Origin of the sequence: Bradyrhizobium sp. cf659, from assembly GCF_900113725.1 — a bacterium.
Classification (GTDB): Bacteria; Pseudomonadota; Alphaproteobacteria; order Rhizobiales; family Xanthobacteraceae; genus Bradyrhizobium.
Genome location: NZ_FOQJ01000008.1, coordinates 1 through 14938 on the forward strand (window position 1 = coordinate 1; position 14938 = coordinate 14938).

At 65.7% G+C, this 14938-nt stretch carries 14 protein-coding genes; 9 read left to right on the forward strand and 5 right to left on the reverse strand.

Features of this window, described 5'->3' with window-relative positions:
- A partial coding sequence (locus BM118_RS27390; RefSeq protein WP_092189700.1) for an IS481 family transposase occupies positions 1-952 on the reverse strand: 952 nt, incomplete at its 3' end.
- A 403-nt stretch (positions 953-1355) separates the two neighbouring features.
- Here BM118_RS27390 and cpaB point away from each other — a divergent pair.
- The 4 genes from cpaB to BM118_RS27410 are packed head-to-tail and all read left to right on the forward strand — an operon-like array spanning position 1356 to position 5764.
- On the forward strand, positions 1356-2159 hold the full coding sequence (cpaB, locus tag BM118_RS27395) for a Flp pilus assembly protein CpaB (protein WP_092189187.1): 804 nt from the start codon (positions 1356-1358) through the stop codon (positions 2157-2159).
- A gap of 10 nt (positions 2160-2169) precedes the next feature.
- The gene (locus BM118_RS27400) at positions 2170-3687 is read left to right on the forward strand and encodes a type II and III secretion system protein family protein (protein WP_092189189.1); all 1518 of its coding nucleotides are present in this window, start codon (positions 2170-2172) and stop codon (positions 3685-3687) included.
- 56 nt (positions 3688-3743) lie between these two features.
- Complete coding sequence (locus BM118_RS27405) at positions 3744-4478, forward strand: CpaD family pilus assembly protein (protein WP_092189191.1); 735 nt, start codon at positions 3744-3746, stop codon at positions 4476-4478.
- The gene (locus BM118_RS27410) at positions 4475-5764 is read left to right on the forward strand and encodes an AAA family ATPase (RefSeq protein ID WP_092189193.1); all 1290 of its coding nucleotides are present in this window, start codon (positions 4475-4477) and stop codon (positions 5762-5764) included. The genes BM118_RS27405 and BM118_RS27410 overlap by 4 nt, the downstream gene beginning before the upstream one ends.
- 82 nt (positions 5765-5846) lie before the next feature.
- Here the strand turns inward: BM118_RS27410 and BM118_RS27415 are convergent, their stop codons facing one another.
- Positions 5847-6623, reverse strand: coding sequence for a tetratricopeptide repeat protein (locus BM118_RS27415; RefSeq protein WP_092189195.1), 777 nt, complete (start codon positions 6621-6623; stop codon positions 5847-5849).
- Positions 6624-6702: 79 nt separating this feature from the next.
- On the reverse strand, positions 6703-6948 hold the full coding sequence (locus BM118_RS27420; protein ID WP_011083489.1) for a PilZ domain-containing protein: 246 nt from the start codon (positions 6946-6948) through the stop codon (positions 6703-6705).
- 225 nt (positions 6949-7173) lie between these two features.
- On the opposite strand from BM118_RS27420, the gene BM118_RS27425 reads away from it, so the two are divergent.
- From BM118_RS27425 to BM118_RS27445, 5 genes are all read left to right on the forward strand, one after another.
- Positions 7174-8712 (forward strand): YifB family Mg chelatase-like AAA ATPase, encoded by a 1539-nt coding sequence (locus BM118_RS27425; protein WP_092189197.1) that lies wholly within the window; start codon positions 7174-7176, stop codon positions 8710-8712.
- Between the two features lie 97 nt (positions 8713-8809).
- Positions 8810-9277: a hypothetical protein gene (locus tag BM118_RS27430; protein WP_092189199.1), complete on the forward strand. Its 468-nt coding sequence runs from the start codon at positions 8810-8812 to the stop codon at positions 9275-9277.
- Positions 9278-9395: 118 nt separating this feature from the next.
- Positions 9396-11621, forward strand: coding sequence for an ATP-binding protein (locus tag BM118_RS27435; protein WP_177234743.1), 2226 nt, complete (start codon positions 9396-9398; stop codon positions 11619-11621).
- Positions 11622-11725: 104 nt separating this feature from the next.
- Entirely contained in the window at positions 11726-12355 is a 630-nt protein-coding gene (locus tag BM118_RS27440) for a histidine phosphatase family protein (protein ID WP_177234744.1), read from the forward strand.
- A gap of 112 nt (positions 12356-12467) precedes the next feature.
- Positions 12468-13526: an AI-2E family transporter gene (locus BM118_RS27445; protein WP_177234745.1), complete on the forward strand. Its 1059-nt coding sequence runs from the start codon at positions 12468-12470 to the stop codon at positions 13524-13526.
- A 59-nt stretch (positions 13527-13585) separates the two neighbouring features.
- On the opposite strand, the gene coaA is transcribed toward BM118_RS27445, so the two are convergent.
- Together coaA and BM118_RS27455 are read right to left on the reverse strand one after the other, a co-directional pair.
- Positions 13586-14542 (reverse strand): type I pantothenate kinase, encoded by a 957-nt coding sequence (gene coaA / locus BM118_RS27450; RefSeq protein WP_027543772.1) that lies wholly within the window; start codon positions 14540-14542, stop codon positions 13586-13588.
- Positions 14543-14568: 26 nt separating this feature from the next.
- Positions 14569-14889 (reverse strand): phosphoribosyl-ATP diphosphatase, encoded by a 321-nt coding sequence (locus BM118_RS27455; protein ID WP_011083482.1) that lies wholly within the window; start codon positions 14887-14889, stop codon positions 14569-14571.
- Positions 14890-14938: the final 49 nt, after the last annotated feature.

The following is a 14938-nucleotide window of genomic DNA, read 5'->3' on the forward strand; positions in this document are numbered from 1 at the left end:
TGTGGAGCCTCAAGAGGTTGTCCTCGGTCAAACCGAGCCGGCTGATCGGCGTTTGAGATTTTATACCACCGTGGGGCCGGTGCCAGTTGTATTGGTGCAGCCAGATCGGCAGCTCCCGGGCGCGCCGATCTGATGTGGGATAGGCTTTGGCATAAGCCCATTCGCGAAGCGCTGTCTGAATGAAGCGCTCGGCCTTGCCGTTTGTTCTCGGCGTGTAAGGCTTGGTGCGGATATGCTTGATGCCGAGGTCCCGGCAAGCGTCGCGGAAGGCGAAGGACTGGTAGCAACTCCCATTGTCGGTCATGACACGCGTGACGGTGACGCCGAGGTTTTTGTAATAAGCCACAGCGGCCTTGAGAAAGGGAACAGCGCTGTCCGCCGTCTCATCGGGCTTGATCTCGGAGAAGGCGACGCGGGAATGGTCGTCGATGCAGACGTGGACGAAATCCCAGCCGGCGCCGCGGCTCTTGTTCGGACCACTCGGATCGCCAGTGATGCGGTGGCCAACACGCTTGAAACGCCCGAGCTTCTTGATGTCGATGTGAATGATCTCGCCTGGGGTCTCGCGTTCATAGCGGCGTTCCGGCTCGACCGGTTCGAGATCTCGGATCCGGTTTAGTCCCAAGCGGCGCAGAATGCGGCTGACAGTGGCCGGTGATACAGCGGCCTTAGCTGCGATCTGCTTGCCGGTATGACGTTGGCGGCGCAAGACCTCGACAACCGTGCACGTGGCTGGCGGGGTTTGGCTCGGCGATGAGTGGGGTCTGGAGGAGCGGTCGCGCAACCCTTCTACGCCTTCCTCGCGGAACCGCTTGACCCATTTGGCAACGGTCTTCGGCGTCGTGTTGAACTGGAAAGCCGCGTCGGCCTGGCTCAGCCCGCCCTCGACCACGCTTCGCACCATCGCCTCTCGACCTTTGGGCGTCAAAGGCGCATTCTTGTGGACGTTCATCTGGTCTCTCCTTGGAACACTGAAGCTTCGCAACCTCAGCTTCCTCGGTTCAGACCAGATGGACAACCTCCTGAAAGACCACAACTAGGCCGGGACGACACCGATGATGTGGCACGTCGCTTCCGTCTCGCCGCCATGACGACATGGCTTCAAACCACGCATCACTAACCACCCGTTCACCATGACGTCGCGCGTCTCGCTCGAACGAACGTCTCGTACTAAGTGAATCTACGGGGCCGCTGGCCGACCGAATAACGCGCCGTTCACCATCTGCCCAGAACTCGGGCCGTGGCCGGTCATCGCATTCGGCCTCGCAACACCCCTTATACTTTTACTCCCTACTCATCGACACAGGGGAACCCGCCACGTGCGGTTCGAGTACCCCGCGTAAGAGTAGAGGCGTATGAATACCGCACGCATTGTCGTTCTCGTCATCGCGCTGGGCGCCGGCGGCGTCGCTGCGTATCTGGCGAGCGGTTATGACAACAAGCCCGCGCCCGTTCAGCCCGTCGCCGAGAACCTGCCGACGGTCGAGATCCTGGTCGCGAAGAACGACATCGGGCTCGGCCAGTATGTGAAGCCGGAGGACCTGCAATGGCAGGTATGGCCGGCGGCGACCGCGAGCGGCGCCTTCATCCGCCGCGACAGCAGGCCCGAAGCGCAGAACCAGATCGTCGGCTCGATCGCGCGCGTGCCGTTGATGCAGGGCGAGCCGATCCGCGAGCAGAAGCTGGTCAAGGCCGAAGGCTCCGGCTTCATGGCCGCGATTCTGCCGTCGGGCATGCGCGCCGTTTCCACCGAGATTTCAGCCGAGACCGGCGCCGGCGGCTTCATCCTGCCGAACGACCGCGTCGACATCGTCCTGACCCGCCGCCTGAAGAATCCCGACCCCAACGGCGGCAATGACCTCATCCTGTCCGAGGTCATCCTGAGCAACGTCCGCGTGCTCGCGATCGACCAGGCGCCGAAGGAAAAGGACGGCCAGAACGCCGTGCTCGGCAAGACCGTCACGCTCGAGCTCAAGCCCGAACAGGTCGCAACGCTCGCCGCGGCGCGCCAGGGCGGCACGCTCCAGCTTGCGCTGCGGAGCATCGTCGATGCCAACGCAGCAGAGCTCACGGCCGAGGACCTGGCGATCAAACGTTCCGGCGGCGTCAACGTGATCCGCTACGGCGTCCAGGTGCGACAACAGACGTCACAGAAGTGATGGGGACACAATGAACTACGGGGATGATCGGGCGGGCTTGCGCATTCGGGGGAATCGCGCACGCACGTTCTGGACGGGGGCGATGTTGATGCTGGGGCTGCTCGCAGCTCCCGACTTCGTCGGCGCCGCCGAAACGCCGATCGGCGACCAGGCGCCGATGCAGGCGCCGGATCTCGGCGTGGCGTCGGTCGGGACGATCGCGCCGGCGAAGACGCGTTTCCTGTCGCTCGGCGTCGGCAAGTCGGTCGTCATCGACCTGCCCCGCGAGGTCAAGGATGTGCTGGTGGCCGATCCCAAGATCGCCAACGCGGTGATCCGCTCGGCCCAGCGCGCCTATATCATCGGCGGCCAGGTCGGCCAGACCAACGTCGTGTTCTTCACCGCCGACGGCCAGCAGGTCGCCGCCTACGACATCGCGGTGAAGCGCGACCTCAACGGCATGCGTGCCGCGCTGCGCCAGTCGCTGCCGGGCGTGCAGATCGAAGGCGTCGGCGACAGCGTGATGCTGACCGGCTCGGTGTCGAGCCCGGTCGAGGCGCAGCAGGCCGGCGACGTCGCCGCCAAGCTGGTCGGCGGCTCCGACAAGGTGGTCAACAACATCGTCGTGCGCGGCCGCGACCAGGTGATGCTCAAGGTCGTCGTCGGCGAAGTGCGCCGCGACATCGTCAAGCAATTGGGCGTCGATCTCAGCGCCAGCCTGAATGCCGGCACCGCGGTCGTGAACTTCAACAATTCCAACCCGTTCTCGGTCTCTGGCGGCCCGCTCGTCAGCAGCAACGGGCTCGGCCTTACCGGACTGGCAAAAGGCGTGGCCACCGTCAACGCCACGATGCGCGCGATGGAAAGCGCCGGCGTGATGCGGACGCTGGCCGAGCCGAGCCTGACGGCGATCTCCGGCGAGTCCGCCACTTTCATCGCCGGCGGCGAATTCCCGATCCCTGCGGGCTATTCCTGCGATCCGGTCACCCACGTCTGTACCACCCAGATCACCTACAAGAAGTTCGGCATCTCCCTGAACTTCACACCGGTCGTGTTGAGCGAGGGACGCATCAGCCTGCGCGTGATGACCGAAGTCTCGGAGCTGTCGAATCAGAACGCCATCTCCGTGACGCAGGCGGTGTCCGCGAGCTCGACGAGCTCGATCACCATCCCCTCGATCCAGACCCGTCGCGCCGAGACCACGCTCGAGATTCCCTCGGGCGGCTCGATGGCGATGGCCGGCCTGATCCAGCAGCAGACCAAGCAGGCGATCAACGGCCTGCCCGGCGTCGACCAGGTGCCGATCATCGGCGCGCTGTTCCGCAGCCAGGACTTCGTCAACAACGAGACCGAGCTGATGGTGATCGTGACGCCCTATGTCGTGCGCGCGGTCGCCCAGAAGGAATTGTCGCGGCCCGACGACGGCTTCGCGCCGGCCTCGGACGCGCAGACGGCGCTGCTCGGCCGCATGAACCGCCTCTATGGCATCGCGCGCCGCGTCGATCCGATCGACGGCGCCCGCGGCGATTTCGGCTTCATCATCGACTGAGACCGACGGACGGCTTGGGGAACGGGGCAAGGATCGGGGCAAGAGGGGATCAAGCGATGACGAAGACCATGACCGATCGACGTCGCGGCTTAAACGTCGCGCTGGCGCTGACGGGGCTCTCCGTCATGCTGGGTGCGTGCAACACCACGGGCGAGATCGTCACCCAGACGGTGCCGACCGATTATCGCCAGCGCCATCCGATCGCGGTGCAGGAAGCCAAGAAGTCGATCGTGATTTTCGTCGGCAAGGCGAGAGGCGGCCTCTCGGCCGCACAGCAATCCGACGTCGCGGGCATCGCCCGGGACTGGGTGCGCGAAGGTACCGGGTCCGTCATCGTCGACGTGCCGATCGACGCCGCGAATTCGCGTGCCGCCGCGGCGACCTATCGGGAAATCCGTTCCGTGCTCGCATCCGGCGGCGTGCCGTCGCGTGCCATCGTCCAGCATCCCTATCGGCCCGAGGATCCCGGACTGCTGCCCACCATCCGCCTCGGCTATTCCCGCATCGCCGCGGTCGCCGGCCCCTGCGGGCTGTGGCCCGAAGACATCGGTCCGTCCATCCTCGATCCCGGCTACAACGAGAACCAGCCGTACTTCAATCTGGGCTGCGCCAGCCAGCGCAATCTCGCGGCGATGATCGACAATCCCGCCGACCTCGAGCAGCCGCGGGCCGAAACGCCGGTCTACACCGCACGTCGCGACATTGCCTTCGAACGCTATCGCAAGGGCACGCCGGTCGCGACTCCCAACCCCGAGGCCGACAAGGCCAAGCTCAGCGATACAGGCAGATGACGAGCGCCAACGACGAAGAAGCGGACCATCCGCGGCACCCCGAGGAGCATATTGCGCCGGTTCCTCGCATTTCCGTGCAAGCCTTTTGCGAGACCGACCAGACGCTCGCCGCAGTGACCGCGGCCGGGCAGGATCGCCGGCTCGCCAAGGCGCATGTCACCGCCAAGGAAGGCGGCCTCGCCGCGGCGATCGAAGTCTATGAATCGATGCCGACGCCGAACGTGATCGTGATCGAATCCGACGGCACGCGCGACATCCTGGAGGGCCTGGACGATCTCGCCGGCGTCTGCGATCCCGGCACCCGCGTGGTCGTGATCGGCAACCCCAACGACACGGCGCCCTATCGCGAGCTGGTGCGCCGCGGCGTCAACGACTATGTGGTCGGACCGGTCGAGACGCTCGACGTGGTCCGTTCGATCTGCAGCCTGTTCTCGGCGTCCGAAGCCATCATCACCGGCCGCGTCATCGCGGTGGTCGGCGCCAAGGGCGGCGTCGGCGCGTCCACCGTCGCGCACAATGTGGCCTGGACCATCGCCCGCGACCTCGCGCTCGATTCCGTCGTGATCGACCTCGACCTCGCCTTCGGCACCGCGAGCCTCGACTACAACCAGGACCCGGTGCAGGGCATCGCCAACGCGGTGCTGTCGCAGGACCGGCCCGACACGGCGCTGATGGAGCGCCTGCTCGCCAAATGCACCGAGCGCCTCAGCCTTTTGGCCGCGCCTGCCACCCTCGACCGGGTCTACGATTTCGGCGCGGAAGCCTTCGACGCGGTGTTCGACACGCTACGCATGACCACGCCCTGCATCGTGCTCGACGTCCCCCATCAATGGTCGGGCTGGACGCGGCGCGCGCTGATCAACGCCGACGACATCGTGATCGTGGCCGAGCCCGATCTCGCGAACTTGCGCAACACCAAGAACATGCTGACCGTGCTGAAGGCGGCGCGGCCGAACGACCGGCCGCCGCTGTACTGCATCAACCAGGTCGGCATGCACAAGCGCGCAGAGATCGACGTCAAGTCGTTCGCCAAGACCATGGAGAGCCAGCCGATCGCGGTGATCCCGTTCGATTCGAAACTGTTCTCCGCCGCGGCCAATAACGGCCAGATGATCGCGGAGGTCTCCAAGAGCCACCGCACCACCGAGCTGTTCCAGAACATGGCGAACCGCCTCGCCGGGCGCGGCGAGGTGAAGAAGCCGAAGCGCTCGCTGCTCGCACCGCTGCTGAAGAAGCTGAAGGGTCGATCGGGCCGCGCATCGGCCCCGCATCGCAAGGCGTCGTAAGCGCCAGAGCGTTTTCGAGCGAAGCGGATACCGGTTCGCGTCAGGAACACGCGTTAAGTCGGGAATCCAGGCCGACGGCGGGCTACTTGCTCGCCCGCTGCTGCTGCTTCTTCGCCAGCAGCTGCCGCAGTGCCGCGATCTTGGCCGCGGCCTGGTCCGGCGGCAAATCTGCCTTCACGAGGATTTCAGCCTCGGCCTCGCGGCCCTGCAATCCCAGCACGAGCGCGAGATTGGCACGGACCCGCGCATCGTTCTGATTGCGCTGATAGGCGCGGCCGAGCACCTGTTCGGCCTTCGGCAAATTGTTTTGCAGCACATAGGACAGGCCGAGATTGGACAAGACCTGCGGCTCGTCGGGCACGATCTTCAGCGCGGTCGCGTAATATTGCTGCGCCTCTTCGTTGCGGCCGAGCTGGTCGAGCGCCGCGCCCTGCGCCGACAGGATACGCCAGTCCGGATCCTCGGGCGAATGCGCGCGGCTCAGAACGTCGAAAGCCTGCTGGAAATTGCCGTTGTCGGCGAGCGCGCGGCCGTAGCCGGCGAGCAGCGCCTTGTTGCTGGGATGGCCGAGCACGGCCTGCTCGAGCACCGCGACCGCCTGGGCGCGCTGCCCGGTCTCGCGCAGCGCCTTGCCGTATTCGAGCGCGATGTTGGGATCGCTGGGCTTGGCGCGATAACGTTCGCGCAATGCGTCCATGTCCGGCTTGGCGTCCGCCTTGCTCGCGGCGTCCGACTTGCCGCCGAGCGCGCCGGTGATGTCCTCGATGCCGGTGGTCTGACAGCCGCCAAGAGCAAGGATCAGAAGCGCGGAGAACAGATATCTCGCCGGGCGAGAGGCAACGGACAAACGCTTGGGCATACTCTGATCACTCGGCGACTGATCAGAGATGCTTACCGATTAACGCTAAATTCCCGTTAAGGAAGTCAGCCCCGCCAGCCTAATCGGTGAACTCGGCACCGAATTCGCAGCCGATGCGCCAGCGCAGCCGGCACTGGCGGGAATAGTCGGGTGCGAAGATGATGGTGAATTGCGGCGGCACTTCCAGAAATTCCGCCACCACTTTCACGCCCCCGTCCGAGATATCCGTGATTGTGCAATCCCGCGGCAGCGAGCCCGCGCCAAAATGGATCTTGGCGAGCCGGCTGCACACCCGACGTTCGCTTCTCCGGCGATTTGCAAGCATTTTGATTGTTCACTTGTTAGATCACGGCCCATCCCGCAGCCCTAGAAGTAGCGGACATTCGTTGGAATGTGCTGAGGACAGCCGTTCGCATTCGAGGCGTAGTGTCCGCGTCCTGGTTACGATTGGTTAGGGCTTCGGCGGCGCCGGATATGTTCCCGTATTGTTCTTGCGGAGGGTGGCCGGCTCTGCTACCCTCGATTGTGCAAGAGGGCAGGCTGGTTCGGCATGGTTCAACGGGTTTCTACCGTCGCCTTTGAGGGGATCGAGGCCCGCGCGGTCGACGTGCAGGTGCAGGTCGCGCCGGGCCTGCCGGCCTTTGCCATCGTCGGCCTGCCGGACAAGGCGGTGTCCGAGGCGCGGGAGCGGGTCCGCTCGGCGCTGATCGCTTCAGGCCTGGCGCTGCCGGCGCGGCGGATCATCGTCAATCTGGCCCCCGCCGACCTGCCCAAGGAAGGCAGCCATTACGACCTGCCGATCGCACTCGGGCTGATGGCGGCGATCGGCGCGATCCCGCCGGATGCGCTGACCGGCTTCACCGTGCTGGGCGAGCTCGGTCTCGACGGCTCGATCGCGCCGGTGGCCGGCGTTCTCCCCGCCGCGATCGGCGCCAATGTGCGCGAGGAAGGCCTGATCTGTCCGGCCGCCTGCGGCTCGGAAGCGGCCTGGGCGAGCCCGGACATCCAGATCATCGCCGCGCAATCGCTGATCCAGATCGCCAACCACTTCAAGGGCACGCAGGTGCTGTCGCGGCCCTCGCCCAGGGTGCATGAGGCCGCCGCCTCGCCGCTCGACCTGCGCGACATCAAGGGCCAGGAAAGCGCCAAGCGGGCGCTGGAGATCGCGGCCGCCGGCGGACATCACCTCTTGATGATCGGCGCGCCCGGCGCCGGCAAATCGATGCTGGCGGCGCGCCTGCCCTCGATCCTGCCGCCGCTCTCGCCGGGCGAGCTGCTCGAGGTCTCGATGATCGCCTCCGTTGCCGGCGAGATCGAGGGCGGCGCGCTGACGTCACGGCGCCCGTTCCGCTCGCCGCATCATTCCGCCAGCATGGCCGCGCTCACCGGCGGCGGCATGCGCGCAAAGCCGGGCGAAATCTCGCTGGCGCATCAGGGCGTGCTGTTCCTCGACGAATTGCCGGAGTTCGATCCGCGCGTTCTGGATTCGCTGCGCCAGCCGCTGGAGAACGGCGAGGTCTCGGTGTCCCGCGCCAATCATCGCGTCACCTACCCTGCCCGCTTCATGCTGGTCGCGGCGATGAATCCCTGCCGCTGCGGCAACGCGTTCGAGCCCGGCTATGCCTGCAAGCGCGGCCGCATCGATCGCTGCACCGGCGACTACCAGGCGCGCATCTCAGGCCCCTTGATGGACCGCATCGACCTGCGCATCGAGGTTCCGGCGGTGACCGCAGCCGACCTGATCCTGCCGCCGCCGGCGGAGGGATCGGCCGAGGTCGCCGCGCGCGTGGCGGCGGCGCGCGACATCCAGCTTGCGCGTTACGCGGCGATCGGCCTGCCGCGGGTCCGCACCAATGCCGAGGCGCCGGCCTCGGTGCTGGAAGACATCGCCAAGCCGGATGCGCAAGGCGCCAAGCTGCTGCGCGACGCCGCCGAAACCATGCGGCTGTCGGCGCGCGGCTATCACCGCGTGCTGCGGGTGGCGCGCACGCTCGCCGACCTCGACAACGCCGACAGGATCGGCCGGCTGCATCTCGCCGAAGCGCTGTCCTACCGCGCACTCGCAGAGGATGTGCGCCAGATGGCGTGATCATTCCGCGCATCAACCCGGCGGTAACGAGTTTCCTTTACGCTCTGCAAACCATAAGGCCCACAAGTTCCCGTACGGGCCTGGCGAGTAGAGTGTCATGTTGCGTTTCAAGATCCTGGCCTCGGTCGTTCCCCTGTTGGCGGCTGCGGTGTTTGCCCGCAGCGAGATCGGATCGGTCTCGCATCCCTGCATCGCGCTGGGCGACACCTCCGTCGAGCTGACATCGCTGTTCTGGACCGCCGGCGTCCATGTCGCCTTCACCGACGATCCGACGCGGGCCACGGTCAGGGTTCAGATCACCGACGATGCGGACGGTGCGGACTTCGCGGTGGTGGACGACGGTCTCGGCTCCGAGCCGGACTCCTGCCAGGCCAATCCGCAGACCCGGCTCATCACGATTGCCGCGCAGCCGGTCGACGGCGGGCCGGTGATCTACCTCTCCACCGACGGCCCGGCCGATTACCGCATCTATGTGCGCTCGAAGACATTCTCGCAGCGCGAGGCGGCGGCGCTGATCGTCGGCGCCCACGACGGTCACCGCCCGTTCCAGGCCGCCTCGCTTTAACACCTCGTCAACCCTGTTTGGAGGCGGCCCCAAAGCCTCAAGCTGTTCGCAAGGTCGGCGGGACATCGTCGCACGCGGCGAGCACAGGGTTTTAAGACAAGAGTCGGGGTCGGTGGCGATGGGTCGGACGTTCCGGATCAAGGTGCGCATGCGCCGCTTCAGGCGGCAGCATCCGAGAATTGCCTTCGCGATCCGCTCCTTCATGATCTTCTCGGCGACCTTCGGCGGCGCTTATGGCTTCGTCTCCGGCAGCCGCTCGGAGAACTCCGGCTACGATCCCAATGCCTTTGCGATCGGCGCGAGCTTCCTGTTCGCGCTCGCCTGCCTTGGCCTGGCGACGCTGAGCATGCGGCTGCGCTTCGTCAACAAGCGGCTGCGCAAGCTTGCCGCCCACAACGAGGCGCTGATCGACCGCAACTGGGAGCTGAAGGAAGCCGAGGAGCGCGCTCGCAGCCTGTTCGAACAGCAGGGCGACCTGATCGTGCTGCGCGACACAAACGGCCGCATCACCTTTGCCAACGACGCCTATTGCGCGCTCGCAGGGCAGGGCCGCGGCGCACTGGTCGGCACGCGCTTTGATTTCGACCTGCTGGAGCAGGGCGATAGTGCCCGTGAAAGCAATGGCACGCGCGTTCACGATCAGAAGATCGCAACCCCGCTCGGCGCGCGCTGGATCGCCTGGCGCGAGGGTTATGTCCGCCTCGACGCCGGCCAGCCGGCCGAGTTGCAGAGTGTGGGACGCGACGTCACCGACCGCACCGAGACCGAGCGCGCGTTGTCCGACGCTCGCGACCAGGCCGATGCAGCCAACCGCGCCAAGTCGCGCTTCCTCGCGATGGCCTCGCATGAGATCCGCACGCCGCTCAACGGCATCATCGGCATGGGCGGCCTCTTGCTCGACACCACGCTGACGCCGGAGCAGGCGACCTACGCGAAGGCCGTGAAAAGCTCAGGCGAAGCGCTGATGGCGCTGATCGAGGAGATGCTGGATTATTCCAAGATCGAGGCCGGCAAGCTCGACCTCGAGCAACGCCCCTTCGCGCTCTCGACCCTGATCGAGGAGATCACCGAGCTGCTCGCGCCGCGCGCGCAGGCGAAGGCGCTCGAGATCGCCGCCTATGTCGACGAGCGCCTGCCGCTCGAGGTGGTCGGCGACGCCGCGCGGCTGCGCCAGGTGCTGCTCAACCTCGCCGGCAACGCCATCAAGTTCACCGCGAGCGGCGGCGTAGCACTGATCGTCGAGCCCGGCATCTGGCCGAACGAGATCAGCTTCCTCGTCCGCGACACCGGCATCGGCATCGCAGCCGAAGCGCAGCAACGCATCTTCCGCGAGTTCGAGCAGGCCGACGAGCGCGTCGCCCGCACCTATGGCGGCACCGGGCTCGGCCTTGCCATCAGCGAACGCATCGTCAAGCGCATGGGCGGCCGGATCACACTCACGAGCGAACCGGGCAGGGGCGCGACCTTCGAGGTCGCGGTGCCGCTCGCGCCATCGCAAGGAGGCGCGGGGCAGACCCCGTTCCCGAGTCCCGACCTCACCGGCAAGTCGATCCTCCTGATTGCCGAGGGGATCGAGGCTTCGCTAATCGCGCGGCGCCTGGAGCGCTGGGGCAGCCAGACCTGCCTGGTGACTGACGCCGCCGTCGCGGAAGCGCTGCTGCCGGAACGCCCATGGCACGCGGTGCTGGTCGATCGCGCGATCGGCCCTGCAATTGCCGACCGGCTGGGCGAAGTGGCCCGCGCCCATGCGCCGCAACGGCTGGTGCTGCTGACGTCGAGCTCGCGCCATGAAAAGCAGTCGGCGGCCTTCACCGGTTTTCTGGTGAAGCCGCTGCGTGCGGCCTCGCTCGCCGCACGTCTCGCGCTGACGCCGGAGGTCGCCTCGCCCGAGCTCGCGCCGGAGCCGCCGGCCGACTCCACGAGCGCGACACCGGCAAAGCGGCTTTCCATCCTCGTTGCAGAAGACAACGAGATCAACGCGCTGCTGATGCGTTCGCTGCTGACGAAACTCGGCCATCGCGTCGTCATCGCCGTCCATGGCGAGGCCGCGCTGGAATCCTGGCTCGCTGCCAGCTCGGCCGGCACGCCTTATGATCTCGTGCTGATGGACATCCAGATGCCTCAGCTCGACGGCATCGAGGCGACCAAGCGCATCCGCGCGCATGAGGCCGCCACCGGCGGTCATCACACCCCGATCCTCGCGCTCACCGCCAACACGCTGGTGGAAGATCGCTACGCCTGCTTCGAGGCCGGCATGAACGGGTTTTTGATCAAGCCGCTCGACCGGGAGAAGCTTGAAGAGGCGCTGGCGGGGTTGGCCGCGTCGCGGCAGCTGGCGGTCTGATCCAGAATTTCACGGGAACCTCATCTCGGCCGCAATCGATAATTGAAATCGACCGCGTTGCGCGTCACCATCCTCGGGGGCATTTGCGATAGAGGATTTCGAGCATGAGCTTGCTTTGCCGCCTCGCAGTCGCTGTCCTTTTCGCTGGACTCTCCGGATCCGCCGCAGGCGATACGCCGGAGCTGATCTCATCGCTCAAGCAAGGCGGCTACGTGCTGATCTTTCGGCACACCGCCACCGACGACAGCCAAAAGGACGTCTATCCCTTCAAGTTCGACGACATGAGCGCCCAGCGTCAGCTCAGCGAAAAGGGCAGGGACATGGCGCGCCAGATCGGGGCGGCGATCAGGGAGCTCGCGATCCCGATCGGCGATGTCTACACCAGCCGGCTGAACCGCGCGATCGAGGCCGGCAAGCTGATCTCCGGCCGCGAGGTCAAGCCGGTCGATGCGTTGACGGACAGCAGCAACGCCAGCGCGTCGGGCATGGCAAACCCGACCGGTGCAAATGCAAAGGCCGGACAGGCCGTGCGACAGCTCGTCGATGCGCCGCCGAAGGCGGGCACCAACGTCTTCCTGGTCACCCACAAGACGAACATCGCCGATGCCTTCGGCAAGGAGGCCGGCGACGTGCAGGAGGGCGAAGCTTTCGTCTACAAGGCCAGCGGCTCCGGCCCCGCCGTCTTTGCGGGGCGCATCAAGCCTGCGGACTGGAGTGCGAAGGCCGGCAGGTGACAGACCGCATCCAACCCGGCGGCCGGCGCGACGAGACGGGCGTGACTTGCCGCCACGCCACAGTCCTGTGATACCAACGTCCCGTGAGGAGCGACTGAAAGGCCGGCGACACGTGAGAACATCGGAAGACCGCTCATTCCTCGTCTTGCTTGCGGCAATCTCCGTCGCGTTCGGCTGGCTGCTATGGCCGTTCTCCGGCGCATTGTTGTGGGCGACGCTGCTGGCGATCATCTTCGCGCCGCTCTATCGACTTTGCCTGGAGACGTTCCCGGAATGGCGCAACCTTGCCGCACTTTCCACCGTCCTCGTCGTGGTCGTCATGGTCTTGATCCCCGTGGCCGTCGTGATCGCCTCGCTCGTCGACCAGGGAGGGGAGCTGTATCAGCGCGTTCAGACCGGGGAGATCAGTTTGGCTCATCCCCTGCAGCAACTGAAATCCGCGCTGCCTGACTGGGCGGTTTCCGTCTCGGACCGTCTGGCCGGCATTGATCTTTCGGCCCTGAAAGAACGCCTCTCGAGCCTGGTCGTCCCGGCCGGCCAGCAACTGGCCGGGCACGCGATCAACATCGGTCAGTTGACGGTGGAGTTCGTCGCAAGCTTGCTCGTGATGCTATACCTGCTGTTCTTTTTCCTGCGCGACGGCGACGAGCTGAACGTACGCATCCGCGACGCGCTACCGCTGCGTAGGAGCCACACCGCCGCGATTCTGGATGCGTTCACCCTTTCGGTTCGCGGGACGATCAAAGGGATCATACTGGTTGCACTGATCCAGGGAGCGCTTGGCGGGCTGATCTTCTGGCTGCTCGGCCTGACTGCACCGCTGCTGGCGGGCGCCCTCATGGCGCTGCTTTCACTTCTGCCCGTGCTCGGCTCCGCCCTGGTCTGGGTTCCGGTCGGCCTCTACCTGCTCGTGGCAGGCGCAGTCACGAAGGGAATGATCCTGCTCGCTTTCGGCACCTTCGTGATCGGTCTTGCCGACAACTTTCTCCGCCCTGTCCTGGTCGGCCAGTCGATCCGAATGCCAAGCTATGTCGTGCTGCTCGCCACCCTGAGCGGCCTTGCGACTTTCGGCGCGAACGGCTTTGTCATTGGTCCGCTCGTCGCCGCCATGTTTCTGACGGCGTGGCACATCTTCGTCGGCTCGAAAGAGCGACAGGAGGTCCGGAATTGACCCGTCACGCGGCGTGACGGTCAACCATGCAGCCCTCGCGCCTTCGAAGGCCGGCGCGCTTAAAGCCGCCTGAGCGCCACGCTCTCGACCACGTGGTCGGGGCCCTTCTTCAAGATCAGCGTCGCGCGGGGGCGGGTCGGCAGGATGTTGTCCTCGAGATTGGCGAGGTTGGTGCGCTCCCAGATCGCGATCGCGGTGGCGGTAGCCTCCTCGTCGGACAGCAGCGCGTAGCGGTTGAAGTAGGATTTGGGATTGGTGAACGCGGTGTCGCGCAGCGCCAGGAAGCGCTTGATGTACCAGCGCCGCAGCGCCGCTTCGTCGGCATCGATATAGACCGAGAAATCGAAGAAGTCGGAGACGACGGGCACCGCCTTGCCGTCGCGCGGCAGCTTGCCGGTTTGCAGCACGTTGACGCCCTCGACGATCAAAATGTCGGGCTGGTCGATCTCGACCCACTGGTTCGGCACGATGTCGTAGGTCAGATGCGAATAGACCGGCGCGCGGACGTGGCGGCGGCCGGCCTTGATGTCGGAGAGGAAGCCGAGCAGCAGCGGCAGGTCGTAGCTCTCCGGAAAGCCCTTCTTCTGCATGATGCCCTGCCGGTCGAGCACGGCATTCGGGTACAGAAAACCGTCGGTCGTGATCAGGTCCACCTTCGGGCGCGGCGACCAGCGCGCCAGCAGCGCCTGGAGCACGCGGGCCGTGGTGGATTTTCCGACCGCGACCGAACCGGCGACGCCGATGATGTAAGGCATCTTGCGGTCGCGGATGTTGAGGAACTGGCGCTCCGCGTAATACAGGCGCTGCATCGCATCGACGTAGATCGACAGCAGGCGCGACAGCGGCAGGTAGATGTCCTCGACCTCCTGCAAGTCGAGGCGATCGTGCAGGGAGCGCAGCCGGTCGAACTCGCCCGGCTCCAGCGTCATCGGCGTGTCGTCGCGCAACCGCGCCCATTGCTCGCGCGTATAGACGCGGTACGGATTATACTGCTGCTCGGGTGCGCGGATATCCATGACGCCGCCTTTCCGTTGCGACTTACTCACTCTTTACGCGAAGCTTTTTCTTCCAACCCTGACATCGAGGTTCGCTTGCCCAGCGCGGCCTCGACCTCTTCCAGCTTTATGCCGCGTGCCTTCAAAAGCACAAGGAAATGATAGAGCAGATCGGCGCCCTCGGCGATCAGATGCGCGCGATCGTTTTCGACTGCTGCGATTACGGTTTCGACTGCTTCCTCACCGAACTTCTTGGCGCAATGCTCGGCGCCCTTGTCCAGGAGCTTGCGGGTATAGGAGCCCTCGCCGCCGGCCGCTGCGCGGGCGTCGATGGTCTCGGCCAGATCGTGGATCGTGAAACGCGGCATCGGAATTACTCGGAAACACACTTGGCAGCACACTTGGCCACGGCGGCCA